The organism is Cohnella fermenti, from assembly GCF_004801405.1.
Taxonomy (GTDB): Bacteria; Bacillota; Bacilli; order Paenibacillales; family Paenibacillaceae; genus Cohnella; species Cohnella fermenti.
In genome coordinates, this window is the sequence record NZ_SSOB01000003.1 from 256,670 (window position 1) to 282,848 (window position 26,179).

The 26,179-nt window shown below is 60.4% G+C and carries 25 protein-coding genes; 15 read left to right on the forward strand and 10 right to left on the reverse strand.

The features are described 5' to 3' along the window. Positions 1–62 precede the first annotated feature (62 nt). Entirely contained in the window at positions 63–581 is a 519-nt protein-coding gene (gene tpx, locus E6C55_RS04090; protein WP_136368495.1) for a thiol peroxidase, read from the reverse strand. 119 nt (positions 582–700) lie between these two features. On the opposite strand from tpx, the gene E6C55_RS04095 reads away from it, so the two are divergent. Further along, entirely contained in the window at positions 701–1,300 is a 600-nt protein-coding gene (locus tag E6C55_RS04095; protein ID WP_136368496.1) for a rhomboid family intramembrane serine protease, read from the forward strand. Between the two features lie 52 nt (positions 1,301–1,352). Next, a complete protein-coding gene (locus tag E6C55_RS04100) occupies positions 1,353–2,255 on the forward strand; it encodes a LysR family transcriptional regulator (RefSeq protein ID WP_136368497.1) in 903 nt (300 codons plus the stop codon). A 500-nt stretch (positions 2,256–2,755) separates the two neighbouring features. Here E6C55_RS04100 and E6C55_RS04105 read toward each other — a convergent pair whose 3' ends face one another. Both E6C55_RS04105 and E6C55_RS04110 read right to left on the reverse strand, forming a co-directional pair. After that, the gene (locus tag E6C55_RS04105) at positions 2,756–3,439 is read right to left on the reverse strand and encodes a zinc metallopeptidase (RefSeq protein WP_136368498.1); all 684 of its coding nucleotides are present in this window, start codon (positions 3,437–3,439) and stop codon (positions 2,756–2,758) included. 38 nt (positions 3,440–3,477) lie between these two features. Further along, positions 3,478–3,936, reverse strand: a complete 459-nt coding sequence (locus tag E6C55_RS04110) for a MerR family transcriptional regulator (protein ID WP_136368499.1) — start codon at positions 3,934–3,936, stop codon at positions 3,478–3,480. 497 nt (positions 3,937–4,433) lie between these two features. On the opposite strand from E6C55_RS04110, the gene E6C55_RS04115 reads away from it, so the two are divergent. The 3 genes from E6C55_RS04115 to E6C55_RS04125 are packed head-to-tail and all read left to right on the forward strand — an operon-like array spanning position 4,434 to position 7,693. Next, the gene (locus E6C55_RS04115) at positions 4,434–5,810 is read left to right on the forward strand and encodes an ammonium transporter (protein WP_136368500.1); all 1,377 of its coding nucleotides are present in this window, start codon (positions 4,434–4,436) and stop codon (positions 5,808–5,810) included. A gap of 60 nt (positions 5,811–5,870) precedes the next feature. Further along, positions 5,871–6,950: a DUF294 nucleotidyltransferase-like domain-containing protein gene (locus E6C55_RS04120; RefSeq protein WP_136368501.1), complete on the forward strand. Its 1,080-nt coding sequence runs from the start codon at positions 5,871–5,873 to the stop codon at positions 6,948–6,950. Positions 6,951–6,955: 5 nt separating this feature from the next. After that, the gene (locus tag E6C55_RS04125; RefSeq protein WP_230986520.1) at positions 6,956–7,693 is read left to right on the forward strand and encodes an exonuclease domain-containing protein; all 738 of its coding nucleotides are present in this window, start codon (positions 6,956–6,958) and stop codon (positions 7,691–7,693) included. Here the strand turns inward: E6C55_RS04125 and E6C55_RS04130 are convergent. Next, complete coding sequence (locus E6C55_RS04130) at positions 7,690–8,112, reverse strand: Mov34/MPN/PAD-1 family protein (RefSeq protein WP_136368502.1); 423 nt, start codon at positions 8,110–8,112, stop codon at positions 7,690–7,692. The genes E6C55_RS04125 and E6C55_RS04130 overlap by 4 nt on opposite strands. 77 nt (positions 8,113–8,189) lie before the next feature. Beyond that, on the reverse strand, positions 8,190–9,500 hold the full coding sequence (locus E6C55_RS04135) for an MFS transporter (protein WP_136368503.1): 1,311 nt from the start codon (positions 9,498–9,500) through the stop codon (positions 8,190–8,192). 174 nt (positions 9,501–9,674) lie between these two features. On the opposite strand from E6C55_RS04135, the gene E6C55_RS04140 reads away from it, so the two are divergent. Next, a complete protein-coding gene (locus E6C55_RS04140) occupies positions 9,675–10,244 on the forward strand; it encodes a TlpA family protein disulfide reductase (protein WP_136368504.1) in 570 nt (189 codons plus the stop codon). Between the two features lie 164 nt (positions 10,245–10,408). Here E6C55_RS04140 and cimA read toward each other — a convergent pair whose 3' ends face one another. Continuing rightward, positions 10,409–12,016: a citramalate synthase gene (gene cimA / locus E6C55_RS04145; protein ID WP_136368505.1), complete on the reverse strand. Its 1,608-nt coding sequence runs from the start codon at positions 12,014–12,016 to the stop codon at positions 10,409–10,411. Positions 12,017–12,266: 250 nt separating this feature from the next. Here cimA and E6C55_RS04150 point away from each other — a divergent pair, with 250 nt between their 5' ends. The 4 genes from E6C55_RS04150 to E6C55_RS04165 all read left to right on the forward strand — a co-directional run bounded on the left by E6C55_RS04150 (position 12,267) and on the right by E6C55_RS04165 (position 17,916). Further along, a complete protein-coding gene (locus E6C55_RS04150; protein ID WP_136368506.1) occupies positions 12,267–13,553 on the forward strand; it encodes a DNA polymerase IV in 1,287 nt (428 codons plus the stop codon). Positions 13,554–13,681: 128 nt separating this feature from the next. Next, positions 13,682–13,918, forward strand: a complete 237-nt coding sequence (locus E6C55_RS04155) for a ferredoxin (RefSeq protein WP_136368507.1) — start codon at positions 13,682–13,684, stop codon at positions 13,916–13,918. 474 nt (positions 13,919–14,392) lie between these two features. Continuing rightward, positions 14,393–16,228: a CHASE2 domain-containing protein gene (locus tag E6C55_RS04160; RefSeq protein ID WP_168735448.1), complete on the forward strand. Its 1,836-nt coding sequence runs from the start codon at positions 14,393–14,395 to the stop codon at positions 16,226–16,228. Positions 16,229–16,344: 116 nt separating this feature from the next. After that, positions 16,345–17,916: a L,D-transpeptidase gene (locus E6C55_RS04165; RefSeq protein ID WP_136368509.1), complete on the forward strand. Its 1,572-nt coding sequence runs from the start codon at positions 16,345–16,347 to the stop codon at positions 17,914–17,916. Positions 17,917–17,920: 4 nt separating this feature from the next. Here the strand turns inward: E6C55_RS04165 and E6C55_RS33625 are convergent, their stop codons facing one another. Beyond that, positions 17,921–18,064 (reverse strand): hypothetical protein, encoded by a 144-nt coding sequence (locus tag E6C55_RS33625; protein ID WP_168735449.1) that lies wholly within the window; start codon positions 18,062–18,064, stop codon positions 17,921–17,923. Between the two features lie 225 nt (positions 18,065–18,289). Between E6C55_RS33625 and E6C55_RS04170 the strand changes: the two genes are divergently transcribed. From E6C55_RS04170 to E6C55_RS04190, 5 genes are all read left to right on the forward strand, one after another. Further along, positions 18,290–19,381, forward strand: coding sequence for a quinone-dependent dihydroorotate dehydrogenase (locus E6C55_RS04170; protein WP_230986521.1), 1,092 nt, complete (start codon positions 18,290–18,292; stop codon positions 19,379–19,381). Positions 19,382–19,405: 24 nt separating this feature from the next. Continuing rightward, positions 19,406–20,209: a GTP pyrophosphokinase gene (locus E6C55_RS04175; RefSeq protein ID WP_136368511.1), complete on the forward strand. Its 804-nt coding sequence runs from the start codon at positions 19,406–19,408 to the stop codon at positions 20,207–20,209. Between the two features lie 95 nt (positions 20,210–20,304). Then, the gene (locus E6C55_RS04180) at positions 20,305–21,918 is read left to right on the forward strand and encodes an RsmB/NOP family class I SAM-dependent RNA methyltransferase (protein ID WP_136368512.1); all 1,614 of its coding nucleotides are present in this window, start codon (positions 20,305–20,307) and stop codon (positions 21,916–21,918) included. A 34-nt stretch (positions 21,919–21,952) separates the two neighbouring features. Further along, positions 21,953–22,807, forward strand: coding sequence for a pseudouridine synthase (locus E6C55_RS04185; protein ID WP_136368513.1), 855 nt, complete (start codon positions 21,953–21,955; stop codon positions 22,805–22,807). Beyond that, positions 22,804–23,595 carry a Cof-type HAD-IIB family hydrolase gene (locus E6C55_RS04190; protein WP_136368514.1) on the forward strand — a complete coding sequence of 264 codons (792 nt, stop codon included), beginning with the start codon at positions 22,804–22,806 and terminating at the stop codon, positions 23,593–23,595. Before E6C55_RS04185 ends, E6C55_RS04190 begins: the two co-directional genes overlap by 4 nt. A gap of 270 nt (positions 23,596–23,865) precedes the next feature. Here the strand turns inward: E6C55_RS04190 and E6C55_RS04195 are convergent, their stop codons facing one another. The 3 genes from E6C55_RS04195 to E6C55_RS34130 all read right to left on the reverse strand — a co-directional run. Next, the gene (locus tag E6C55_RS04195; RefSeq protein ID WP_136368515.1) at positions 23,866–23,958 is read right to left on the reverse strand and encodes a sporulation protein YjcZ; all 93 of its coding nucleotides are present in this window, start codon (positions 23,956–23,958) and stop codon (positions 23,866–23,868) included. A gap of 271 nt (positions 23,959–24,229) precedes the next feature. After that, positions 24,230–25,654, reverse strand: coding sequence for an RsmB/NOP family class I SAM-dependent RNA methyltransferase (locus tag E6C55_RS04200; protein WP_136368516.1), 1,425 nt, complete (start codon positions 25,652–25,654; stop codon positions 24,230–24,232). 295 nt (positions 25,655–25,949) lie between these two features. Continuing rightward, on the reverse strand, positions 25,950–26,179 hold a 230-nt coding region (locus E6C55_RS34130), incomplete at its 5' end, for a hypothetical protein (RefSeq protein ID WP_211093515.1).

Sequence of the window (26,179 nt, forward strand, 5' to 3'; positions counted from 1 at the left end):
ATGGCCTTGGCTCGCTTTTTTTTGCGGCGCTTTCGCGCGTCGGGAGATGGGGCGGAGCAAGGTTAGAGCAGGGAACGAACGGCGGCAACGGCCGCGTCGTAGTCCGGGTGCTCGGTCATTTCCTTAAGCACTTCTACATAGCTGATCTTATTGTCCGCATCCAGAACGAAGATCGCGCGCATATCCAGTTGGAACTCTTTAATAAGTACGCCGTAAGACTTACCGAAGGAGTTATCCTTGTAATCGGAGAGAAGCACGACGCGATCGACGCCTGCAGCTCCGCACCAACGCGCTTGAGCGAACGGGAGATCGGCGCTGACCGTCAGAATGACGACGCCTTCTCCGAGCTTCGACGCTTCTTCGTTAAAGCGGCGGGTCTGCGCGTCGCAGACGCCGGTGTCGATGGACGGCACGACGCTGATCAGCTTGACCTTGCCGGCGTAATCCTGGAGGGAAGCGGTCTCCAGCAAGTTCTTGTTAAGTTGGAAGTCCGGCGCTTGCTCGCCGACCTTAAGCTCGGGTCCTACCAAGGTGAGAGGATTGCCTTTGAATGTCGCGACATTCGCGCGTTCTTGACTCATGGGCGGGAATGACCTCCTTCATCATTATGGCCTTGCCGACCTCCATTATAAACTTTGGCAATAATCGTTGTCCAATAACCGGAAGAGAATAACATCATCTGAGGAAAAGGAGGGTCTTCATGATCTTCGTCCGCTACGAGAGCTGGAGGCAGTACTTGCGTCTGTACCCGATCAATTCGCTTATTCTGGCTGCGTGCATCGCGATGTTCTTCGTCGAGCTGGCCTCGGGAGGCTTCACGTACGGGAATCTCCTTCGTCTCGGCGCGATCTCCAGCATACCGGGCTATGACGGCATCTGGCGCTGCGCGGCCGCGCTGTTCCTGCACGGAGGCTGGTCGCATCTTATTTTTAACCTGTTCGCGATCTTCGTCTTCGCCGCCCCCTTGGAGCGAATATTCGGCCACGTTCGCTATGCCATCTTCTATCTGGTCACCGGCGTATTGGGCAATGCCATCGCCATCTGGGCGGCCAAGGAAGGCATGGTCGGCGTGGGGGCTTCCACGGCCATCTACGGGCTGTACGGAGCCTATCTCTATATATGCCTGTTCGAGCGCCAGCGGCTCGACAACGGCTCCAGGACGACCGTATACGGCATCCTGGCGACCGGTCTCATCTATTCGTTTATCGTCCCGAACGTCGGCTACTGGGCTCATCTGGGCGGCCTCGTGATGGGATTCGCGCTGTACGGGCTGTTCGGCTTGAAGGCGCGCCGCTCGTAACGGATCATCAGGGAACGAGTTCTATGGACTACCCGGAAGGAGCAGAAGTCAGGTGGAACTGCGACAATTGCAATATTTCGTTCATGTGGCGCGCATGCAGCACGTCACCAAAGCGGCCGAGGAGCTGCACGTCGCCCAATCGGCGGTCAGCCGCCAGATCCATCGCTTGGAGGAGGAGCTGGGAGTCAGGCTCTTCATGCAGCGGGGGAGGAACGTTCAACTGACGCCCGTCGGCCAGTTGTTCCTCAGACGCGCGGAGGAGATTCTGCACGACCTCGATCGCGCCGTGAACGAGATCCACGAGTTCCTCGATCCGGAGGTCGGGGAGATCCGGCTCGGCTTCCCGCACAGCTTGGGCACGCATCTGATTCCGAAGGTGATCGCCTCCTTCCGTCGGAAGCATCCGAACGTGAAGTTCCGCTTCCGCCAGGGGATGTACCCGTCCTTGATCCGGGACGTCATCGAGGCGGAGGTGGACCTGGCGTTTATCTCGCCGATGCCGGACAAGAACGACCGCGTGGAGGGCGAGGTGATTCTCACAGAGAGCCTGTGCGCGATTCTGCCGAAGGAGCACCCTCTTGCCGGCGAAGAGTACATCGACTTGGGCCAACTGAAGGACGACACCTTCGTTCTGTTCAGCCAAGGCTACTCGTTGCGCCCGATCGTCTGGGAAGCGTGCCGGACGGCCGGCTTCCTGCCGAAGATCGGCTTCGAGGGCGAGGAGACCGATACGATCCGCGGCTTCGTCGCCGCCGGCATGGGAGTGAGCATTCTCCCGGAGATGGCGCTGAGCCTGCAGAGCTCGTTCATGCCCGCCGTCGTGAAGATTCGCGAGCCGAACGTGACGAGAACGATTGCGCTAATTCGTCGTTCTGGGGAGAAGCCGTCGACCGTTGTGAAGCTGTTCCACGACTACCTGCTGAACTACTTCCGCAACGAATATCAGCCGAATTGAACAAGATGAAGAGCCTCGACGAAGAGCCTCGATCCGATATCCGCAGATATCGATCGGGGCTCTTTTGGCTCGAGTGCCGGGGAGTCAGGCTCGAATAGCCGGCGGTTGTACCGGATTTATGTGAAAAATCACATTCGTGCGGTGCGATAACGGGTCAGTTGGACGATTTTATGCGAAAAACCACATTCGTGGCGGCATTCTGCTCCCGAATTGCGGGATATATGCGAAAAATCATATAAAACGCTTCGATTCCTGCGGAACCGGGCCGACGAATGTGAAAAACCACATAAAATCGCGCGCGGGAGGCTGGAGGCGGGGGCGGATCGGTATGGGAAGGGGGTCGCCGTGGGAAGGCCAGGATCGCCATGTGAAAGGGGATATCGCGTATAGGAAGGCGGATCGGTACGGGAAGAGGGATCGCGTACGGGAAGGGGACGAAGTCGAGCTGCGGGAACACAAAAAAACCGTCAGGGGATAATTCCCTGACGGTTCTTGCTTGCTCAATCGTCGCGGTTGCTCGTGAAGATCATGATGTACTTGATCAGCTCGAGCAGCGAGATCAGCGCGGCGGCTACGTATGTCAGAGCTGCGGCATTAAGCACCTTGGCGACTCCGCGCTCCTCGTCGCTGCGGATGAAGCCTTCGGCGACCATGAGACGGCGCGCGCGGTTGCTGGCGTTGAACTCGACCGGCAGCGTGACGAGCTGGAAGGCGACTGCGGCCGAGAAGAAGATGATGCCCAGGCCGACCAGGTTCATCGCCTGGAACAGGAAGCCCGCGATCAGAAGGAACGGCGCGATGCCGGATGCGAAGCGGACGACCGGGAACATCTTGTGGCGCAGGACGAGCATCGGGTAGTGCTCCTTGTGCTGTATCACGTGGCCGATCTCATGGCAGGCGACGGAGACGGCGCTGATCGAGCTCTCGTAGTAGACCGGCTCGGACAATCTAACGACGCGGTTCACCGGGTCGTAATGGTCGGACAGCTTGCCGGGGATCGGCTCGATCGGGACATCGTGCAGGCCGTTGCGGTCAAGCAAGCGCCGCGCCGCTTCGTAGCCGGTCATTCCGGTGGAGGTGCTGACCTCCGACCACTTGTTGAACGTGCCGCTGACCCTGAATTGCGCCCATAAGGAGAGCAGGAACGCGATGATGATCAGAAAGTCCATCGGGTGAAAAAACATAATCGATTCCTCCGTATTCGTTATGGATGCTTCGCCGGTTACATCAGGTTGCTCTTGCCGAGCAGCAGCAGCAGCGCTTCGACGCAGGCGGCCGTCTGCGGGGTGATGGCGTGGAACAGCTTCTTCGCCTGGCTTGGCTTCAAGGTGTCGATCACGGGCTCGAGCTCCTTGACTTGTCTCTCGATCTGCGTCAGGTGAGTCTGAAGTTCCGCGAGCTGCTTGGTGACTTGCTCGGACGGGGAGACCCGATGAAGCGTTGCGAAGTTCTCCTTAATCTCATCAAGCGTGAATTTCTGCGCCTTTAACATCTCAATACGGCGAATTCGTTCCAAGGTTTCATCATCATACAAACGATAGTTGCCGGATGAACGCTGGGCGGGAGCAAGCAAGCCCATCCCGGTGTAATAGTCGATCGTGCGGGGGCTGATGCCGGTCAGGCGGGACAGCTCTCCGATTCGATAAAGGCGGCGCTTCGGTTCCGAAGATTCTTGACGCACGACTTCCACCTTCTTTCTTATTGGACATTTCCGCTGCCGGGAAGCAGCAATAACAAGCTTCTTTCCTTATAAACGATCTATACCCCTTAATATACCCATCTCCAACCATACAGTCAAACGTGATGCTTTGCGGCGGTTGCCGGAGCGGCTTGGGCTTCTTATAAATGGAAGGCCTCTCGAGCTTGCGAATGGAACGGGAAGCATTGTCGGCGCGAAGAATGCCTGAAACCTGACATGACCCGGTGTTTATGAATATTCCCCAAAAAAGTTATCGTAGTCCTTGATCGGTAACTTGACAAGATTATTGGGCAAAAAGGCCTGGAAATGATGCGAATTCTTAACATTCCGATGATTTTACGATTTCAATGTTAGATTTTTGGTCCAAAACTCCTCGTTTTTTCTTTTTTTTGTATTGTCAAATCGTGAACTTCTTACTATAATGACACTAAGCCTTTCTTAAAATGTTATGAAACATTACACGTAGGGAGTGGTCGGAAGTGGTCAAAAAGAGTTTGGTGGCGCTCGGCGCAATGCTCGTGCTTTTCCCGACAATGGCGTTCGCGGCGGAAGGTGACGGACCTTCGGCAGCAACGCTGGACATGGGACTTAATGCCCTCTGGATCCTGGTCGCGGCAATCCTCGTTCTCTTGATGCAAGGCGGATTTATTCTTCTTGAGACAGGTTCTACCCGAATGAAGAATGCCGGTCACGTAGCGGGCAAGACGATCTTCACTGTTGGCCTTGTCTCTCTGGTATACTGGGCGGTAGGATACGGCTTCGCGTTCGGCGGGGACGCCGGCGAGAGCCTCAACAAGTTCATCGGCATCGGCAACTTCTTCTTCGATCCGACGATCGTAGCGCAAGATGGAGAGAGCTTCCCGTCGACGATCTTCTTCGTCTTCCAGCTCGCGTTCGCGGCGGTATCCCTGTCGATCGCCTGGGGCGGCTTCGCGGAACGCGCCAAGCTGTCGGTTTACCTGATCTTCACCCTCGTGTTCGGTTCGGTGATCTATCCGATCATCGCTCACTGGATCTGGGGCGGCGGCTTCCTCGCCGAAGACGGCGCGCAAGACTATGCTGGCTCCACGGTCGTTCACTTGACGGGCGCTATGGCAGCCTTGGCGGCGACGATCCTGCTTAAGCCGCGGATCGGCAAGTACAACAAGGACGGCTCCGCGAACGAGATTCTCGGCCATAACCAAGTGTTCACGTCCCTGGCGGTTCTCCTGCTGTGGGTAGGCTGGTTCGGCTTCAACGCCGGATCCGCGGTTGCGGTCGGCGACGGGTTCTTCGGTTATGTAGCGTTCACGACCCAATTGGGCGCTGCAGGCGGCGCGGTAGCCGCTCTGCTGATCTCCTGGCTGGTCAAGGGCAAGGCCGATATCGGCGTTACGCTGAACGGCGCGCTCGCCGGTCTGGTTGCCATCACCGCTTCTTGCGCCTTCGTTGAACCTTGGGCGGCGGTTGTTATCGGTCTGATCGCAGGCGTGCTCGTCTTCTTCAGCCAAATGTTCTTCGAGAAGATCAAAGCCGACGATCCGATCGCGGCGATGTCCGTGCACGGCGCAGCAGGGATCTGGGGTACGGCGGCTAACGGCCTGTTCGCGACTCCGGCGCTTGTCGCTCAAGTCGGCGTCGGCAAGGAAGGTCTGTTCTACGGCGGCGGCGGACACCAATTGTGGGTTCAAGTCGAATCCTTCGTCATCTGCGGCGCATTCGCCTTCGTCGCTTCCTTCATCGTCCTGTGGGTCATCAAGCAAATCATCGGCCTGCGCGTCACGGAAGAGCAAGAGATCATCGGTCTCGACCTTAGCGAGCACGGCAACTACGGTTACCCTGAAGCGCTCAAGAAGTCCGGAACGCTTAACGTATAAGTTCCATTACACAAGTCGGTCGTTGCTTCTATGGCGTCCGTTCAGGAGGGAAGAAGCCGCATGTCCAGTCTCCAACGGGAGAAGCGGCTGCTTGACATCACCGGCGCCGGGAGTCCGGATAGCCTGCGAAGGATAAGGGAAGAGGAGCAGAATCGCCTGGGGGCGATTCTCTCCTCTTCTCCGGTGATAGAACTGGTCGACGATCTGAACGAGCTGCACGATTCCTTGATCGGGCGAGCGCTGCAGCTCGCCGAGATCGAGATGGCACGGTTGGGGCAGGGAGCTCCTCCCGTGCCATATGCTTATTTGCTCTTCGGCAGCGGAGGCCGCCGCGAGCAGACGTTCAGCAGCGACCAGGACAGCGGCCTGATTTATGACGATCCGCAGGACGAGGCGGAGGCTTTGACGTTAGAGAATTACTTCCGGACACTGGCGCAGTTGACGGTCGACTGTCTGATCGAGATCGGTTATCCTCCCTGCGAAGGGAACGTGATCGCTTCCAATCCCGAGTGGTGCTTGTCGATCTCGTCGTGGGAGAGGAAGCTGGATGCGTGGTTCGAAGAGCCGAGCTGGGAGAACGTTCGATACTTGCTTATCGTGGCGGACGGGCGCTTGATCGGCGGCGATCGGGAACTGAGCGAGCGATGGTACGGACGGTTCCATCGGGACTTCCTGGGAACCCCGGTCATCGCCAGGCGGATGATGGAGAACACGCTGCGGCACAAGGTGCTTGTGGGCGTGTTCGGGCAGCTCCTGACCGAGAGATACGGAGAATTGGCCGGGAGCCTCGATATCAAATACGGCGCTTATATTCCGATGGTTAACGTGTTCCGGCTGTTGGCTGTGCACGCGGGCATTCAGGAGACGAGCACGGTCGGCCGGATTCGCTCATTGGAGACCGCGGGGATTCTGTCCCCGGATGAAGCGAAGGAGTCCATGGACGCGTTCGGTCTGCTCCTGAAGCTTCGTCTTATGGCTGTAACCAAGAGCGAGGACGGGCAATGGGTCGGAACGGGAGTGCTGAAGGCAAGCGATCTTAATCGCGAATGGAAGCTTCCCTTGAAGAAGGCGCTGAAGCTTGGACGCAAGCTGCAGCGTCAAGTGGAGAGGGAGTTGCGATACCGCTTCGGCGGGAGGTGAACAGCGTGAAAGAACCGAAGAGCCCGATGGGGCGAATGTGGCACTTGTACAAGATGGGCGGAATTACCCCTGCGATCGCTTCGATGCTCGGCTCCTCCAATGCCCAGCAGATGGCGTTCATCCGTTCCATGTCGCGGGATCAGCGGAAGGAGTCCGCGCTGGATACGTCTCTTAAGGAGATGGAGGCGGTCGTGTTCGATCTGGAGACGACCGGCTTCAATCCCTACAACGGCGACGAGATTCTGTCGATCGGCGGCGTTCTGATTCGGGGAGATGAGCTCCAAGAAGCGGAGCCGTTCTACACGTTGGTCAATCCGAGAAGGAAAATTCCGAAGCATATTACGGAGCTTACCGGCATCACGAACGAGATGGCGGAGGAAGCTCCGGACCTTATGCAGGGGCTGCACGACTTCCTCGACTTCGCGGGGAAGCGAGTCCTGATCGCCCACGGCAGCGGACACGACAAGCAGTTCCTGAACGCGGCATTGTGGCGGACCTCGAAGATCAATCTGACTCACCGCGTGCTGGACACGATGATGGTCGCCAAGTGGCTCGAGCCGAAGCGGAAGAGCTACGGGCTTGACGAGGTGCTGGACACGTACGGTGTCGACGTTACCGTGCGGCACCATGCCCTGCACGATTCGATCATGACCGCCAAGCTGTGGTTCCGATTCCTTCCTATTATACAGAGCAAGCAGGTTCAAACCTTGGGCGACCTCTATGCCTATCTAAGCCGGCATTAGATGAAGTCGATCGGGAGCGGGAGCCACGCCGCCCCTTCCCTGACGAAGGCGCGGAGCTCCGCCCGACCGGCTTCAAGCCCGACAATCCAATATGTTCCGTGTCCGTCCCAACCTTCCGCGTCCCGGACGCTGGGAAGGGCGGGGCCGGACGGATGGGAATGCCACACGCCGACGATATCTCGTTGGTTTTTTTGCATTCGGGCACATGCCGCCAGCCACCCGTCCGGATCGAAGCGGAAGGAGACGCGAGGATCGGGGGCGATGTTGCGAACGAGCAGGAAGCCGGTCACCTTGACCGCGCCGCCGCTTCGGCTTCCGATCATCGCGCCGCACGATTCATAAGGAAGCCGCTTCCGGCACGTTCGGTACAAGTCGTCTCTTAGGTCTGACGGCAGCAGCCCCCTCGTCCCCGCTTCCATGTGCGTATCTCCTCCTGATCCCGGCAAGCATTGACACCAGTATGAAGGATGCGCAAGGGACGCGCAACGGTCCCGCCTCACTTAATGCGTTTATCGGGCTTCACGAAGAAGAAGACCGCGCACAGCGTCAGGAAGCTCAGTATCGTGACGGAGAGGAAGACGGTCCGGTGCGAGATGCCCATCATCCAGCCGAACAGCGGAGGTCCGAGCGCAACGCCAAGGAATCGCAAGCTGCTGTAGAGGGACGTGATCATTCCCCGCTCGGCTCTCTCCACAACGCCGGTGATCATCGTCGTCAGGCAGGGGAGCAGCAGACCGGTCCCAATGCTTCCAATGCTCAACAGTCCGATAAAAACATACAGGTTGTCGTTGAACCAGATCGTGCAGGCGTACGAGACGACGATCAGCGCCAGGGCGATGTTCATGAACCAGCGGATGAGCACCCCGTTCTTGCGGATGACGCTTCCGGTGACATAGGCGGTCGTTACCATGAAGAACAGCGGGATGGCAAGCACGAAGCCTTTGGTCACGCCGGCGATGCGATAGGGCTCGTCTTCGAGAATGTTGGAGAGGAAGAACAGCACTCCGAACAAGGTGAACATCGCGGCCGCCCCGGTCCAGAAAGTGACGATCATCCACCTTCCGTTGCTGGCGAACACCGACTTGATTTTCCGAACATATTCCTTCAGACGCAACGGCTCGGCCGATCGCTTCGGCTCCTTGATCAGGAAGACGACGGCGAGAATGGCGAGCAGGCAGAAGAGCGGGAAGGAGAAGAAGGCTGCGTACCATACGATCAGCGCGAACAGGGAGCCGAGGATGGGACTGACGACCTTGCCCGCCCCGTTGGAAGCCTCGATCAAGCCGAGCGCCTTGCTCTCCTCCGCGTCCTTGTAGAGGTCGCCGACGAGCGCGATGGCGATCGAGGTCGTGCCTGCCGCGCCAATTCCCTGGATGGCCCTGGCTCCGAGCAGCATCGCATAGCTGTGCCATACTGCGGCGAATCCGGACAGGATGCCGGCCCCTCCGTAGATAATAAGCGCAGGGATAATGACGCTCTTGCGGCTGAAGCGATCGGACAAATAACCGGCGACAGGGATGAATACCGCGGCGGTTAACGAGAAGAGGGTGACGACCAGACTGCTTCGGAAGGAGCTGATGCCGAGTTCGCGGCTGAGCGTCGGGAGGATCGGCACGATCATGGAATTGCCAAGCACAAGGACAAGCGGGACCGACGCAAGGGCGACATATTCCAGGGTACGGCTCTTCCGCTTCCCGTTAGCGCCGGCGTTCTTCGCTTCTCGGGGCCGTGTGCGGGCGTCCGGTTCGCTTGCGAAGGCTTGCTTGCGCTTGGCTCGGTTAGGCGGCACGGATGCGGATGAAGACATGAGGCTACTCCCTCCAACAGATGTGGTTACGGAACAGAGATAATGTGCCCATGCCCGTTCCCGTACATTCTGCCTTGCAATAGGCCCTGACTAATATGGAACGAATCGTGAAAATGGGGTAAGATAAGGAGCGAAGCGCCAGAGGGTACAGTGACAAGGAAAGAAGGAACAGCCATGAAGCGCAATCAGATTATCGTTATCGCGGTTTTCCTCGCTGTCATCGCGATCGTGTTATGGAATGCCGCGGGCAGCGACAAGCAGGATGAGGCGAATCCGGGCGCGGCGGCAGCCGCCGGGGCGGACATGAAGCCATCTCCGGTTCCCGGCTCGCTCGCTCCGGCGTTCGAGCTGTCCTCGATCGATGACAGTATAACGTATAAGGTCGGCGGGGAGAGGGACAAGGTGTTGATCGTCAACTTCTGGGCTTCCTGGTGCGGCCCTTGCGATCTCGAAGCCCCCGATCTGCAGACGATTCACGAGAAGTACGGAGATCAGGTGGATCTCTACGCGGTGAACGCGACCAAGTACGATACGGTGCGCGGCGCGAAGGACTTCGTGAAGGAGAAGGAGATCGACTTCCCGGTCATGATGGACAAGGACGGCAAGGTTGGCGACGATTACAAGGTGTTCTCCTATCCGATCAGCTTTATTATCGACAAGCAGGGCGTCGTCCGGGAGCGGATCGAGGGCGTGCAGCCGCTGGAGAAGTGGGAGAAAATGCTGGACGAGGTCGTCGGCGCTTAAGCGCGTGTTGCGGGCGTGAAGGCGGGAAACCGTGAAGATGTGACAATGTGAAGATGTGAGAGCTTGAAGGCACGAACAAAAGCCCTTGTCGCGGGTGCGCTTCCCTTGCTGGGGAAGGCATCGCGGGACAGGGGCTCTTGCTGTGTCTGGCGGAGCGGAGTCGATCAGTGGTTGCTGAGGCCGACCGACTCCGGCCACTGCTCGAGGGAGCCGCTGCTCTTCTTGCCGAGCAAGGCGTAGCGAATGCTGTCCAGCAGCGCTTCCCAACTGGCTTCGATTACGTTCGAGGACACGCCTACCGTGCTCCACGTATCGTTGAAGTCCGACGACTCGATCAGAACGCGCACCTTCGCCGCCGTCGCGTCCTTCTCGTCGAGCACCCGCACCTTGTAATCGGTCAGGTGAATGTCGGCGATGCTCGGGTAGAATTGGACAAGCGACTTGCGAAGCGCGTTGTCGAGAGCGTTGACCGGCCCGTTGCCTTCCGCGATCGTGTACACCTGCTGGCCGTTCACCCGCACGCGGACGATCGCTTCGGTCACCATGTTCGCTTCCGACTTCTCGCACAGAATCTTGAACGATTCGATCGTAAACGCGCTCTCCTCGTTCCCGGACGCGTCGCGAAGAAGAAGCTCGAGCGATGCGTCGGCGCCTTCGAATTGGTAGCCTTGGTGCTCAAGTTCCTTGACCCGTTCGATAATGTCGCGGGACTTGGAGATCGCATCCACGTCGAGGCCGAGCTCCTGGGCCTTGGACAGGATGTTGCTCTGTCCGGCGAGCTCCGACACGAGCACGCGCTGCTTGTTGCCGACGAGCTCCGGAGAGATGTGCTCGTACGTCTTCGAGTCCTTCAGGATGGCGGAGACGTGAATGCCGCCCTTGTGCGCGAAGGCCGCGTTGCCGACGTACGGCTGGTTGACCGGCTGCACCATGTTGGCGATCTCGCTGACGTAGCGGGAGACGCTGGTCAGCGACTTCAACTGCTCGTCGCTGACGACGCTGTAATTCATCTTAAGCTGCAGAGTGGGAATGATCGAACACAGGTTCGCGTTGCCGCACCGCTCGCCATAGCCGTTGATCGTCCCCTGCACCTGGCGGGCGCCGGCGTTGATGGCGGCGAGCGTGTTCGCGACGGCCAGCTCGCAGTCGTTATGCGTATGAATGCCGATATTGGCGTCGATGACGCTGCATACCTTCGTGACGATCTCATGAACCTCGGTCGGCAGCGTGCCGCCGTTCGTGTCGCACAGCACAATCCAGTCGGCGCCGGCTTCCTTCGCCTTGGCAAGCGCGGAGAGCGCATATTCCGGATTCGCCTTGTAGCCGTCGAAGAAGTGCTCGGAATCGAACACGGCCTCCATCTGGTGCCGCTTCAGATAAGCGATCGATTCGTAGATCATCGCCAGATTCTCTTCGAGCGTCGTCTGCAGGGCGGTATGAACGTGGAAGTCCCAGGACTTGCCCACCAGGGTAGCGGCGCTCGCCTTCGATTCAATCAGGTGCTTCAGGTTGACGTCCTGCTCGCAGTTGCTGTTCTTCCGGCGGGTGCTGCCGAAGGCGGTCAGCTTGGCGCGCAGATTCATCTCCCGGGCCCGGCGGAAGAACTCGATGTCCTTGCTGTTGCTTCCGGGGTTGCCGCCTTCGATATAGTGAACGCCCAGCGCGTCGAGCTTCAGGGCGATCTTAAGTTTGTCCTCCGCGGTAAGGCTGATGCCTTCTCCCTGCGTGCCGTCGCGGAGAGTCGTGTCGAAGATGCTGATTGAAGTGGTCATGAAGTACGTGATGCCTCCTACCCTGTGTTCCTTATAACTGAATCATCCCCAATATTATAACATGTCTGCATACAAAAGTAGAGGTTGGAAGCGGATGAATTATAGTCATTCCAAGATTGGCATTCGTGCAAATTGCGGTCGGGGGCGCCGAACTTAAGCTTCATTCGAACCGGAACGCCTTGCCGAATGCGCTCGTTTGTTCGTATAATTAGAAGACGATAACGACGATCAGAGCTTGGAGGCGGTTCGGATGGAGGGCAAGCGGAACGGCCGGGTCATTCTTCATATGGATATGAACGCCTTCTATTGCTCTGTGCACGCCGCCGAAGAGCCCGGCATATACAAAGGTAAGGCGACCGCCGTCGCCGGAAGCGTCGAGATGCGCAAGGGCATCGTCGTCACGAGCTCGTACGAAGCCCGCGCCCGCGGCGTCCGGACGGGCATGACGGTCCGGCAGGCGCAGAACCTCTGTCCGGAGCTGCTGCTCATCCGCCCGGACTTCGACCTGTACCGGCGCTATTCCAAGGCGTTCCTCCGGATCAGCCGCAGCTACACTCCCCTCGTCGAGGCGATGTCGATCGACGAGTGCTATATGGATATTACCGGCAGCGGGCAATTCGGCACGCCGCTCGAGATTGCGGACGAGATCCAGCGGCGGGTCCGCGAGGATCTGAGCCTGCCTTGCTCGATCGGGATCGCGCCGAACAAGCTGCTCGCCAAGATGGCGTCGGATATGCGCAAGCCGAATGCGATCACCGTCCTGCGCCGGCGCGACGTTCCCGCGCTTCTGTGGGATAAGCCTTGCCAGACGTTGTTCGGCATCGGCAAGAAGTCGGCGGAGAAGCTGGAGAGGATGAACATCCGGACGATCGGCCAGCTTGCGAATGCGGATGCGAAGATGCTCGCGGATAAGTTCGGGGTATATGGGGAATGGATGAAGCGAGCCGCGAACGGCATCGACAATTCCCCCGTCGAACCGGAGCGGGAGGCGGCGAAGTCGATCGGCCACACGACGACGCTGCCCGCGGACCTGACCGAGCGGGAGCAGTACCGCCATGTGCTGCTGAATCTCGCGGACCAGACGACGCGCCGGCTGCGCAAGCATGGAATGCTCAGCTCGACCGTGTCCATCACGATCCGGGACCCGGACATGAAGACGATCACCCGGGCGACGACGCTGGACGCCCCGACGGAATCGACGGACGAGGTGTACCGCGTCGCCTGCAGCCTCATGGATCGGCATTGGAAGAGCGGGCAGCCGGTGCGCTTGCTCGGCATCACGCTTCAGGGGCTGTCGGAGAAGAAGACCACGCCCGTTCAGCTCGATCTGTTCAGCTACGAGGAGGCCCCGCGCAAGGAGGAGCTGAACAAGGTGATGGACCGGCTTCGCGACAAATACGGGGAATCGGCCGTGCTCACCGCAGGAATGCTGACCGACGATCCGTCCTCGCTCATCCGCAACAAGAAGCTGCGCGGAACGTCGCTCCAGACCGATTTTCTAAGAGACAAAGATCCCTTGAATGAGAACGATTATTAAGCGCGGAACGGCTTTGGTACGATCTGCAAATTCGTTTGATCAAATCGTTGTTTTATATTATATTGGACAACAGAAGTACTCTTTCTATGCCGTACTTTGTGTTGTAACCGAGTTAAGGAGGATCTGCAATGGCTAAATTTACTTACGTGGACAAGGACACCTGCATCGCATGCGGCGCATGCGGAGCGACTGCCCCCGACATCTACGATTACGACGACGAGGGCTTGGCCGAAGTTATCTTCCAAGGCGATGGCAATCACGGCACGACGGAAATTCCGGAAGACCTGTACGACGATCTGCAGGATGCTTGCGACGGATGCCCGACCGATTCCATCAAAGTGGCCGACACAGCGTTCAATAACTAAGCGGATCGCAAGTGGCTCCAAGAGGATGCTTGCAGAAGCGTGACGACCTCCCCAAGGCTTATCGCCTTGGGGAGGTTTTTTATGCGCCGCTGCCGCCCTGCGCTAAATATATGTGAAATTTCACATTCGTTCAGCGCGGGGCGGGCGGTTTAGCCGATTCTATGTGAAAAATAGCATATATGGAGGAATTTCCGGGACGAATCGCCATATGTATGCTAAAAATCACATAAAACGACGCGATCCCCTCGAAATCTCGGCCGATGAATGTGTAATTTCATATAAAACGCATCAAATCGCAGCAGCCATCGGATCAGGGGGCGAGATGCACGGCGGGGAGATTGCGGGAATGCGGGCCGGCGCGGGAATGAGCGGAGATTGCGGGAATGCGCTCGATCCGACATTTCCCCCCAAATTACATGCTCGATAAGCTATAATAGGAACGAATTGCCATGATCTCATAGGGTGGGAAAATCATTGAGAGAGAAGATCAAACGAATCGCCATCGTCCTCAACATTATCTTCCTGTTTGTCCTGTTTGTCGTTTACCAGCTTCGGGCGCTTCAGTCTATCGACAATATGATTTTCGACAGTGGGATGAAGCGGGCGGCGGATCATTATGCCCATGATATCGTCGTTGTTGCGATCGATGACGAATCGCTGCAGGAGCTGGGGCGATTCCCGTGGGACCGGGCCGTCTACGCTCCGTTCCTGGACATGCTCAACCAGCCCGGCAACGAGCCGAAGGCGATCGGCTTCGATATCGTGTTCAACGAGGAGTCCGATCCGGACAGCGACGCCGCGTTCTCCGAGGCATTGGCCGCCTATGACAATGTTATCCTGCCTGTTATCGGAGTGATGGAGGGCGACTTCGACAATACGACAACGCTGCATCCGGACGAATACCCCGGCGCGGTCCGCTTCGAGAAGCCGATTGCCGCGTTCTCTGACTATGCTCATCTGGCCAATATCAATCGCGTCGTCAGCGTGGACGGCGTCATTCGTCAGACGTGGCTCAAGGTGCAGTCGCAGGAAGACGGGGAGGTCCTTCCTTCGCTCGCCTATGTCGCCGCGGGAATGGCGGGGGCGGACCTGGCGAAGTACGACGGGCTGACCGATCCAGGCAAGCGGTTCGACGGCAAAGCGGTCGCGAAGAATACGATGACGATCGACTACCAGATCGTGCCGGAGGACGTCATCACGGTTCCGTTCAGCCAGGTGCTGTACGGAGAGATCGATCCGTCCGTGTTCAAGGACTCGATCGTGCTCGTCGGCTTCACGGCGGCCGGCCTCTCCGACGAGAGCGGGCAGGACTCGGGGACGACGCCGATCAGCAAGCATATGAGGCTCGTGTACGTCCATGCGAACATTATCAACCAGATGCTGAGCGGGACCGAAGTCGGCTTCGCGCCGGATTGGGCCGTTATTCTGCTCACGCTGCTGCTGTTCGGGCTGTTTATCTTCATCCCTTGGAAGCTCAAGAACGTCTTCTCGATTCTGCTCTTCCTGGCCGTTGTGCTCGGCGTCATGTACGGGCAGCGGCTGCTGTACGACACGGAGCGGATTCACGCCAATATCGTCTACGCCGTCCTGGCGATGACGCTTGCCTATCTCGTCAACGTCTCGCTGAAGTCGTACCTTGAGAGCTCGCAGAAGAGCTTCGTGACGCGCCAATTCGGCCGCTACATCTCCCCCGACCTCGTCAAGGAGATTGTCTCGAAGGATATGGACATCGAGCTCGGCGGCAATTCGAAGCATATTACGATTCTGTTCCTCGATATCCGCGGCTTCACCCCGCTGTCCGAGAAGCTGTCTCCGCCCGAGCTCGTCGATACGCTCAATACGATGTTCAACATGATCACGCAGACGACGCTCGCCAACCAGGGCACGATCGACAAGTTCATCGGGGACGCCGCGATGATTCTGTTTAACGCGCCGCTCGACGTCGCCGAGCACGAGCGTCTTGCCGTGAAGACCGCCTACGAGATCCAGCAGGGCATGAACGTCATCCGCGAGCAGATTCGGGAGAAGTACGGCTGCGAGGTGAACGTGGGCATCGGAATCAATACGGGGGGAGTCGTTGTCGGCAATATCGGCTCTTACCTGCGCGTCGATTACACGGCAATCGGCGATAACGTCAACATTGCGGCGCGCATCGAATCCTCGACGAAGCCGGGGCAGATCATGGTGTCCGAAGCCGTCTATGAGCAGACCAAGGAGCACTTCCTCTACGAAGACGCCGGGGAGAAAATGTTCAAAGGCAAGTCGCAGCCGATCCGGATCTACGAGGTTGTAGGTCTTCCTTCGCTTTAATATCCGGCACTCCGGACCGATATACGACATAAGGGACAAGTAAGGAACCTGCCCGTTCCCACTTATCCGTCTCATCCCATCCTGTCCAACTTATCGAAGCCGGAAGGAGCACGGACGTGAGCCAGGACGACAAGCTGGAGAAGCTGATCGACGAATTCTACGAGCACAGTCCGGAGCTGGGCGATTCTCTGCCCATGAAGGATTACTTGCTAAAGCACGAGAACAATGAGATGGCGTGGTATCTGCTCGGGAAGCAGTACGCGGCCAAGGGGGAAGAAGGCAAGGCCAACTACTGCTTCGCGCAGGCGGGCGCCGTGTACGAAGCGTTCGAATCGAAGGAGAATCCGCTTCGCAGCGCCGGAAGGCCGACGGACTCGGACGGCGCCGGGCGCGCCGCAGGCAGGAAGCGGCGCCTGCGCGGCTGGATAATCGCGGGCGTCCTGCTGCTGCTGACGGGAGTCGGCGCTGCGGTCGCCGGCGAGGAAGCGGCCGCTCCGGCAAAGCAGGCGGAGTTGGCGGCCGGCGCGGAGACGGGGACGGGGACGCCATCGCCGGAAGCGGGGCAAGCCGAGCCCGCGAAGCCCACGGGGACGAAGGCGGCGCCTGCCGGAGGCAAGACGGGCGGAAGCGCGAGCGGCGGCGATGGCGGCAAGGCGGCGGAGAAGCGGCTGGCTTATGTCGCGGGGGCCGCCGACGCGCAGACGGACGGAGCGCTGACGCTGGGCCGTCTGCTGCTGGCGGACAGCAAGCAGGGCAACGGGAGCCCGTCCGTGTCCCTGCTCGTGCAGACGCCGGTGCTGGCGGGCAAGTGGACGGACTGGCAGCGCAGCGGCTTGCCGCTGGCCGAGGTGGAGGCGGCTTCCGGAGAAGGGGAAGCGGCGGTTGATTGGTTCGCTTCGGGCTGGTGCCCGTGTCAGGCCGGTCAAGGCGCGGACAACGCCGCAGCCAGACAGGCGGTTGCGGTGTGGAAGCCGCTCCAGGAAGAGAAGCTGGTGCTGCGTTCGGCGATCAATCTGTACAAGACGAGAACGGGGAAGTGGCCGGCTTCCGGCGAACAGTTGGCGGCGGCTTACCCGAACAATTCCGTCGCGGGCTGGAACGAACGGATGGAAGCCTGGTTCGCCGAGCTGAGCGAGGAGCTGACGAAGGTGGACGGCAAGCTCCCTGCCGCCGCGGGTTGGCCCGCAGCGAGCGGACCGGCGGAAGGAAGCGGCAAGCCGTCCGGGAGTCTCGCTCCGCTCGCGGAGCAGCCGCTCGAGATTATCGTCGACAAGTCGAAGCACCGCCTTGCGGTTGTGAGCGGGAACGTGCTGCTGCGCAACTACGAGGTCGGGCTCGGCGCGGAGCGCACGCCGGAGGGAACGTTCTACATTACCGAGAAGGTGCGCAACCCGAACGGAACTTCGACCGGAGCCTTCGGCAGCCGGGGCATGACGCTGTCCGACACGCTGTATGCGATTCACGGCACCGACGATCCGGACAGCATCGGGAAGGACGAGTCGAAGGGCTGCATCCGGATGGCCAAGGAGGACTTGGAGGAGCTGTACGACCTCGCCTCGCTCGGGACGAAGGTGACGATAACGGCAAAAGGCTTGCCTCAGGAGCTGCGAACGCCGACGGAGAGATTCCGCCTTCCGCCTTCGCAGGACGAGACAAACCCGAATAAGAAGTATGAATGGCTGAATTAAACGACTAGATGTCCATGATCAAGAGCACCGCCACGACGACAACGACGACGGCGATGGCGGCGCCGACCCATATCAGAGCCCGCTTGTTGACTTCTTCTTTCTGTTTGGAATGAGGAAGGACGGGCGGCTTTTTTTTGGCGTGGCTCACGGCGATCAACCTTTCTCCGAATATAGAGTAGCGAATCTGTTTTTATTGTAAACGGTTGCCGGCTAAAAAGCCAGATGTCCGCAAAGGTTCGAAGCGAAGGAATGGACGATGTTCCCTTTTCTTTTCCGGAAGAAAAGGCTAAACTGATAGCCGAAAGGTTTTTGCGGCTGAGCGCTTGGCGAGGTTGCGTGCAGCGCAGCGACGGAAAGGATGTTCGACGTTCTTATGTACAAATTGGTCAAACCCTTCTTCTTCAAAATGGATGCCGAAGCGGCCCATCATCTGGTCGTGGACGGCCTGGGCTCGGCATCCCGGATTCCGGGAATTCCTTCGTTCTTGTCCGCCGTGTGGGGCGTGCGCGAACGGGAAGAGCTGGCCGTTAATCTGTTCGGCCTGCGCTTCGCGCATCCGGTAGGGCTCGCTGCCGGATTGGACAAGAATGCGAAGGCGGTGGAAGGCTTCTCGCGGATCGGGCTCAGCTTCATGGAAGTCGGAACGGTCACGCCGAAGGGGCAGCCGGGCAACGAACTGCCGCGGCTCTTCCGCCTGCCTCCCGACGAAGCGCTCGTCAACCGGATGGGCTTCAACAACGAAGGCGCGGAGGCGATGGCGGCGCGGCTCGCCAAGCTGAAGGAGCGGCGCATTCCGATTGCGGTCAACATCGGCAAGAACAAAGTCACCCCGAACGAGAACGCCGCGGACGATTACCGCGAGTGCGTTCGCCTTCTCTACGCGTACGGAGACTTCTTCGTGGTGAACATCAGCTCGCCGAACACGCCGGACCTGCGCAAGCTTCAGCACGGGGACGAGCTTAAGCTGCTGCTGGACGCGGTCAAGGACGAGATGCGCAAGCAAGCCGCGGCGGCGCGGGGAGCGGAGAAGCCGATTCTGGTCAAGATCGCGCCGGACAACGACGAGACGCAGTTGGCTTATATGGCGGAAGCGATCAAGACGAGCGGCATGGCCGGCATCATCGCGACGAACACGACGATCGGACGCGACGGGCTGACGCACCCGAACGCCAAGGAATCGGGGGGCCTCAGCGGCCGTCCGCTGACGGAGCGCTCGACCGAGGTCGTCCGGTCGCTGTACTCGCTGACGGAAGGCAAGCTGCCGATCATCGGCTCGGGAGGCATCTTCACCGCCCGGGATGCGTACGACAAGATCCGTGCGGGAGCCAGCCTCGTCGAGGTGTACACGGCGATGATCTACAAGGGGCCCGGGGTCGTCAAGGAGATCGCCGGAGGTCTTCGCGAGCTTCTGAGAAGAGACGGCTTCGGGCGCGTCGAGGAAGCCGTGGGAGCCGACCACCGTTAATTGGAACGGAAAGGAGCAACCGGAATGGACGGCAGGGATTGGAACAAGTTTTTGCTCCCTTACCAGCAGGCGGTAGAGGAGCTTAAGATCAAATACAAGGGCCTCCGCACCGAGCTTAAGGCCCGGGACGAGTATGCTCCGATCGAATTCGTGACCGGAAGAGTCAAGAAGATCTCGAGCATCTTGGAGAAGGCGAAGCGGCTGAGCGTGCCGCTCGACCAGATCGAGACGGGCATCGAGGATATCGCCGGAATCCGCATCATGTGCCAGTTCGTCGAGGATATTCACCGGGTGGCGGATCTCGTGCGCATGCGCAAGGATATGAAGGTCGTCTACGAGAAGGATTACATTACCCATTACAAGGACAGCGGCTATCGCAGCTACCATATCATCGTCGAATACCCGATCCAGACGTCGATCGGCTCGATGCCGGTGCTCGCCGAGATTCAGATCCGGACGCTCGCGATGAACTTCTGGGCGACGATCGAGCATTCGCTGAACTACAAATATAAAGAGAAGCTTCCCGAAGACGTGAAGGAGCGCCTGTTCCGGGCGGCGGAAGCTGCGGCGAAGCTCGACGAGGAGATGTCGAAGATCCGGCAGGAGATCGTCGACGCCCAGCAGGACTTCGAAGGCAAGAGCGGCATCGTCCGCAAGGTGCTGAACGACATCCAGGGGCTCTACTTCTTCCGGCGCGTCCGCGAGGCGGCGCAGTTCCAGCTTCGCTTCAACGAGCTGTGGGAGCAGGAGGACATCTGGGGCATCACCGAGCTGTCGGGCGAGGTCCAGGAGGCGCTTCTGCGCGCACGGAAGGGATCGGCCGAGTAAGGGAATGCGGGGGCAACCGGAGCCGATGGCTTCGGTTGCTTCCCTGTTGGAGGCGGACATGACGGGCCAGGCCCGCAAGGAGGCAGACGGAGCGGATGCGGCTTCCGGATAAATTCAAGAACACGATGAGATCGCTGCTGGAGGGCGAGGCGGACGCGTTCTTCGCAACGTACGCACAGCCCCGGACAGCCGGTCTTCGCATAAACGGCTTGAAGCTCGGCCTGACGGAATACGAGGAGCGGTTCCGCGATGACGGCCGTGCCGGCTTCGGGAGCGCGGGACGGACGGCGGACCCGATTCCGTGGGCGGCGGGCGGCGTCTACATCGGGGAAGAGGATCGCCCCGGCAAGCATCTTCACTATTACTTGGGCCTGTACTATATCCAGGAGCCGAGCGCGATGCTGCCCGCCGAGCTGCTGGACGTGCGCCCGGGCCATCGGGTGCTCGACCTGTGCGCCGCTCCGGGAGGCAAGTCGACGCAGCTTGCCGCGAAGCTTGCGGGACGCGGCCTGCTCGTGACGAACGACAACGCGGCGGAGCGGACGAAGGCGCTCGCGAAGAACACGGAGCGCGCGGGCATGGCGAATGCGATCGTCACGAACGAGGAACCGGCCGCGCTGGCCGCCGCGTTCGGAGACTTCTTCGACCGCGTTCTGGTGGACGCGCCCTGCTCCGGCGAAGGCATGTTCCGCAAGGACGAGGACATGATCCGCGAGTGGGAGCGGCATTCGGTCGAGCGCTGCGCCGCCATGCAGGAGGCGATTCTGCGCGAAGCGGCGAAGCTGGTCGCTCCCGGCGGCAAGCTGCTCTATTCGACCTGCACGTTCTCGCCGAAGGAGAACGAGCTGTCCGTCGCGCGGCTGCTGAGCGAGCGTCCGGACTTCGACGTGGTTCCGCTGGAGGCGCCGCCCGAGTGGGGGCTCGCCCCCGGCAGGCCGGACTGGCTGGCGGCGGAGGACACGTTCGGCCTGCCGGAGGAGCGGCTGGCGCAGCTTGCGGGCACGGTGCGCGTGTGGCCGCATCGGGCTCGCGGCGAAGGGCATTACGCCGCGCTGCTTGTGCGGCGCCCGGAGCCGGGTGCGGAAGCGGGAGAGTCGGTTGCTCCGGCGAATGACGGAGACTGGCAATTCCCGCCGCTGCCCGCCCCGCCGGCGATCGCGGCCGCAGCGAAGCGGCCGGGCCGGGGAGAGGCCTCGCCGCGCGGCAAGAAGCCGGCCGGGAAGGGAACTGCCGGGAAGGGGCCTGCTACCTCGGCCGAGGACGACCCGCGGGACAAGCTGCTCGCCTTCGCGAAGACGACGCTGCCCGGCTGGCGGCCGCGCGGCACGCTGTATCGGCGCGGGGAGCAGTTGTACCTGCAGCCGGAAGAGCTGCCGGACCTCGGGCGGCTGAACGCGGTGCGGCCGGGGCTGCTGCTCGGCTCCGCGACGAAGCATCGGTTCGAGCCTTCGCAGGCACTGGCGATGGGGCTGCGGATGGAGGATGCGGCGCTGTCGCTTCGGCTGCGAAGCGGCGATGGCGACGCGCTGCGCTACATGAAGGGCGAGACGCTGCAGCCGGAGCCTGCGGCGATCGTCGGCACGGACGGGGAGCCGGCGCCGGGCCGCGGCTGGACGCTTGTCTGCATCGACGGCTTCCCGGCCGGCTGGGGCCGCTGGGACGGGACGATTCTGAAGAACGAGCTGCTCCCCGGCTGGCGATGGATATGAAGAAGCGGATCGCGAAAGCAGGGAGGAGCTTGGCATGAAGAAGACGATGCGGCTTGACAAAATGCTCGGAAATCTCGGCTACGGAACGAGGAGCGGAATCAAGCTGCTTGTGAAGCAAGGCGCGATTGCGGTGAACGGCCAGCGGGCGAAGGACCCCGGCATGCAGATCGATCCGGCGGCGGACGAGGTGTACCTGGACGGGGCGAGGATTGCGTATCGCGATACGGTCTACGTGCTGCTCAACAAGCCGGCCGGCTACGTGTCCGCGACGGAGGACCGCCGCGACCTGGTTGTGCTGGATCTGCTGGACGAGGAGATGAACGTCTTCGCGCCCTTCCCTGTCGGCAGGCTGGACAAGGATACCGAAGGCCTGCTGCTGCTCACGAACGACGGCAAGCTCTCGCATGACCTCCTCTCTCCGCGCAAACACGTGCCCAAGACATACCGGGCTCTGGTCGAAGGCCATGTCGGCGAGTCCGAAGCCCTTCTTTTCCACAACGGGGTGACGCTTGATGACGGCTATCGGACGCTTCCGGCCGAATTGCTTGTGCTGGCGGTCGGGGAGGGCGGGAGGGTTCCCGATCATCCCGAGGCGCTGGGCGCTGTGGAACGAATGGGCAAGGTCGCGGCGCTGAGAGGGCCGGAGCTTGAGGAGGCGATTGTGGCGGGGCGTCCGCTGAGCTGGATCGAACTGACGATTCGCGAGGGCAAGTACCACCAGGTGAAGAGGATGTTCGAGGCCGCGGGCAAGAGGGTGCTGTACCTGAGGCGGGTGGCGATGGGGCCGCTGTCTCTGGACGAGTCGCTGGAGGCCGGGCAGTGGCGCGAGTTGACGGAAGATGAAGTGACCGCATTGCGGGAATACCGGAAGGAGTCCTCGGAATCATGAATTATCGCATCATCGCATTGGACGTGGACGGAACGCTGATCGACGACCATCACGAATTGCGGCCCCGCGTGCGTGCGGCGGTTCGGGCGGCGGCGGAGCAAGGAGCGGAGATCGTTCTGTGCACGGGCCGAGGGACGACAAGCACGCTGCCGATGCTGGAGCAGCTCGGTCTGGAGGGCACGGTCGTTACGCACAACGGCGCTTGTGTGGTGGACAGCCGCACGAGGGAGGTGCTTCATCAATCGGTCATCCCGCCGGAGCTGGTGGAGCGCTACCTGGATTATTGCCGCGAGCGAAGGTACCACTTCGACATGAACACGGCGTTCGAGCTGTATGTGGAGAGCCTCGACGAGACGATGGCGGCGGTGTACAAGCGCATCTTTGTGACTCCGATCGTTCGCGATGCGAAGACAGAGGGGCTTCCGGATTGCACGCTGAAAATATCGATTTTCGCCCTGAAGGAGCAACTGGACGAGCTGGAGCGGGATTGGGCGGCGTGGAGCCACGACCTGCAGACGGTGAGAAGCGGCGACTTCTTCATGGACGTCCAGCCGCTTGCCGCTTCGAAGGGGACGGCGCTGGAGAGTCTGGCGAAGCTGCGCGGCGTGCCGAGGGAGCAGATTCTGGCCATCGGCAACTATTACAACGACATCGGGATGCTGACGTATGCCGGGCACGGCGTGGCGGTGGCCAATTCGCCGGATGCGGTGAAGGAAGCGGCCGACGAGGTGACGCTGTCCAACAACGAGGACGGCGTGGCGGTCGTGCTTGAGAAGCTGCTTGGGTGATGGGCCGATGGGCCGATGAGCCGGCGCGTTCCCCGGCAACTGGCGGTGCCGAGGAAGGATGCGACGTCGATGCCGCCGCCGGATGCCGGATTCGGATGCTGGATTCGGATGCCGGATTCTATGTGAAAATTCATATAAAAATTCGGCTGAACGTCCCAACCGAAAAGGACCGTCAGGGAGACATTCCCTGACGGTCCTTCTTTTAGATTGACGCAGGGTTAACTGCGGGTCGGCTTCGATTCTGCGCCGCGGCCGAAGAGTTCAGCGAACTCAGTATCCAGCCTTGAGAATGATGACAAGCAGGATGAACAGGACCAATACGAAAGCTGCGGATGCATAGTAGCCGCCGACAACACCGGACATGCAAATTCCTCCTTCAAGAAATGTGTTGTTGGTTGCCGAAACGGGTGCTAGCTGGGCTCGGAAGTAGTGTCCCGTCATTCGGTCTACTGTATCTTATGAGAATAGAGCATGGCGGATTGGACATCCGCCCTTGCTCGGCTGATTTTGAGGAAAATGCCCATGGCAGGGCGGGCGAAGACGGGGACGATGGGGATGTTGCGGCGTGCGGGGAGGCGGCGGAGAGGGCGGCGAGGCGCATGAAGCGGGAGGCATGCATAGGAGGCGTACTCGCTTAAACCTGCCGCAATCCCTTGGGGAGACGGTTCTTGAGCTGGCCGTCGCTTGCCTTGAACCAGCCGAGCGGCAGGCCGGCGATTGTTATGAGGCCCCAGCCTCTCATGGGCGGCTCGGGCGAGGGGAGACTCTCGCCTCGCAGGTAGGCGGCCGCTTGCGGGCTGTCCGGCGCAAGGTTGACGCTTCTTGAGGCATCGCCCGCGGAAGCGGCCATCGCCAATGCGTGGCTCGGCTCGAACCGCCCTCGGAGAACGTCGCCGAGATGAAGTCCCGGCCTGGGCGTTCGCAGTCCGCCGAGAGAGTGAGTCGAGAGCGGGCTTCCCGCGGGAACCGGAAGCCAATACAGGGCGTCGCCGAACAGCAGCGGCTCGCCTTCCGGCGGCAGCTCGAAGCCGGGCAGCGCTTCTCTCGCGAACTGTTGGAACTGCTCGAGCGCCGCCGTCAGCCGACTGGCGGCGGGGTCGCCCCGGCGGGCTTGAGCGGCCCGGGGCGAAGGCTTGGCGCGGCGCGGTTCAGGCTGCGAGCGCTGAACGCGGGAGCGCGGCTCGGCATCCGCCTGCTCCGCATCTTCGCCGGCAAGCTTCTCCAGCACGGCGGCGTAATGACCTTCGCCTTCGCCCCGATGCGGCCACATTCGCTCTTCCCGCAGCAGCCGGAAGTCGGGGAATTCGCCGAGGAACCAGGCGATCGTCTCCTCGTTCTCCGCGCGGTTAAACGTGCAGGTCGAATAGACAAGCCTTCCGCCCGGCTTCAGCATCCTCGCGGCGTCGGGCAGAATCGACCGTTGGCGGCGAACGCAGACGTCAACCGCCTCGGGAGACCATTCGGCCGCTGCGCCTTCGTCCTTGCGGAACATCCCTTCCCCCGAGCAGGGAGCGTCCAGCATAATGCGGTCGAACGCTTCCGGCCAGCGAGCCGACAACTCGTCCGGCGCGGCGTTCACCACGACCGCGTTGCGGATGCCGAGGCGCTCCACGTTCTCGGCTAGAATTCGGGCGCGGCCCGGGTGAATCTCGTTCGCGACGAGCAGGCCTCGTCCGGCCAGCTTGCCGGCGATCTGCGTCGTCTTGCCGCCCGGAGCGGCGGCGAGGTCAAGCACAATCTCGCCGGGCTGCGGATCGAGCAACTCCGCGGCGATCATCGCGGACGGCTCCTGGATATAGTAGAGGCCGGCTTGATGGAAGGGGTTCTTCCCCGGCCGGACGCTCTCTTCGTAGAAGCAGCCCTCCGCGCACCAGGGCACCGGCTTCAAGCCGAACTGAGCCCGAACGACGGCGCACGCTTCGGGAGACTCGGCGGCCTTCAGAAGGTTCATTCGCAACCCGTACGTTCTCGGCGAGCTGTAACTGTCGAGGAAGGCAGCGGCCTCCTCTCCGAGTTGCTGCTTGATGCGTTCCACATAAGGTGCCGGCAACGATGTCATGCGGTCAATCTCCTCCGGTACTGTCGATAGTGCTTACCAGTATACACGAGCTTGGGGGGAGGAGGAAACCGTTGGCGGCGAATACCGGCGGGACGATGCGCGGAGACGGCGACGGGATGGGCCGGAGATGAGGATGGGATGGGATGAGACGGAGATGGGATGCGAACGGGATGGGGGAGGGCTTACTGGGCCGGAGAGGCGCGCAACGTACCGAGGTCAGCTTGGCATCCGCCACGACATCCTCTCCTCATAGCGTCACATCCCCTCCTCTAGCGACACTTTCCCTCCTCTAGCGTCACTTTCCCTCCTCTAGCGTCACATTCCCACCAACAACATCTCCTCCTTCATCGCCATACCTCCTCGTATAGTATGTTTTGAAGTCATTCAAGAGCCTATTTCCAGTCCCCGAGGGGACTGGAGGCCGCTCGAAAAATTTCCAGCCATTTTGCACCTTGAAAATCGAATCAGGGACTGGACTTTCCGGCATGCCTCTGGACAATGGATCATAGGGTCCATTCGGGGAAA

Excerpts from the sequence above, each read along its gene's own strand:
- E6C55_RS04130 (WP_136368502.1), bottom strand. The coding sequence starts at position 8,112 with ATGGAAGCGGGGACGAGGGGGCTGCTGCCGTCAGACCTAAGAGACGAC.
- cimA (WP_136368505.1), bottom strand. The coding sequence starts at position 12,016 with ATGACCACTTCAATCAGCATCTTCGACACGACTCTCCGCGACGGCACG.
- E6C55_RS04135 (WP_136368503.1), bottom strand. The coding sequence starts at position 9,500 with ATGTCTTCATCCGCATCCGTGCCGCCTAACCGAGCCAAGCGCAAGCAA.
- E6C55_RS04120 (WP_136368501.1), top strand. The coding sequence starts at position 5,871 with ATGTCCAGTCTCCAACGGGAGAAGCGGCTGCTTGACATCACCGGCGCC.
- E6C55_RS04180 (WP_136368512.1), top strand. The coding sequence starts at position 20,305 with ATGCGGCTTCCGGATAAATTCAAGAACACGATGAGATCGCTGCTGGAG.
- E6C55_RS04140 (WP_136368504.1), top strand. The coding sequence starts at position 9,675 with ATGAAGCGCAATCAGATTATCGTTATCGCGGTTTTCCTCGCTGTCATC.
- E6C55_RS04200 (WP_136368516.1), bottom strand. The coding sequence starts at position 25,654 with ATGACATCGTTGCCGGCACCTTATGTGGAACGCATCAAGCAGCAACTC.
- E6C55_RS04175 (WP_136368511.1), top strand. The coding sequence starts at position 19,406 with ATGGACGGCAGGGATTGGAACAAGTTTTTGCTCCCTTACCAGCAGGCG.
- E6C55_RS04190 (WP_136368514.1), top strand. The coding sequence starts at position 22,804 with ATGAATTATCGCATCATCGCATTGGACGTGGACGGAACGCTGATCGAC.
- E6C55_RS04170 (WP_230986521.1), top strand. The coding sequence starts at position 18,290 with ATGTACAAATTGGTCAAACCCTTCTTCTTCAAAATGGATGCCGAAGCG.
- E6C55_RS04185 (WP_136368513.1), top strand. The coding sequence starts at position 21,953 with ATGAAGAAGACGATGCGGCTTGACAAAATGCTCGGAAATCTCGGCTAC.
- E6C55_RS04095 (WP_136368496.1), top strand. The coding sequence starts at position 701 with ATGATCTTCGTCCGCTACGAGAGCTGGAGGCAGTACTTGCGTCTGTAC.
- E6C55_RS04155 (WP_136368507.1), top strand. The coding sequence starts at position 13,682 with ATGGCTAAATTTACTTACGTGGACAAGGACACCTGCATCGCATGCGGC.
- E6C55_RS04150 (WP_136368506.1), top strand. The coding sequence starts at position 12,267 with ATGGAGGGCAAGCGGAACGGCCGGGTCATTCTTCATATGGATATGAAC.
- E6C55_RS04195 (WP_136368515.1), bottom strand. The coding sequence starts at position 23,958 with ATGTCCGGTGTTGTCGGCGGCTACTATGCATCCGCAGCTTTCGTATTG.
- E6C55_RS04105 (WP_136368498.1), bottom strand. The coding sequence starts at position 3,439 with ATGTTTTTTCACCCGATGGACTTTCTGATCATCATCGCGTTCCTGCTC.
- tpx (WP_136368495.1), bottom strand. The coding sequence starts at position 581 with ATGAGTCAAGAACGCGCGAATGTCGCGACATTCAAAGGCAATCCTCTC.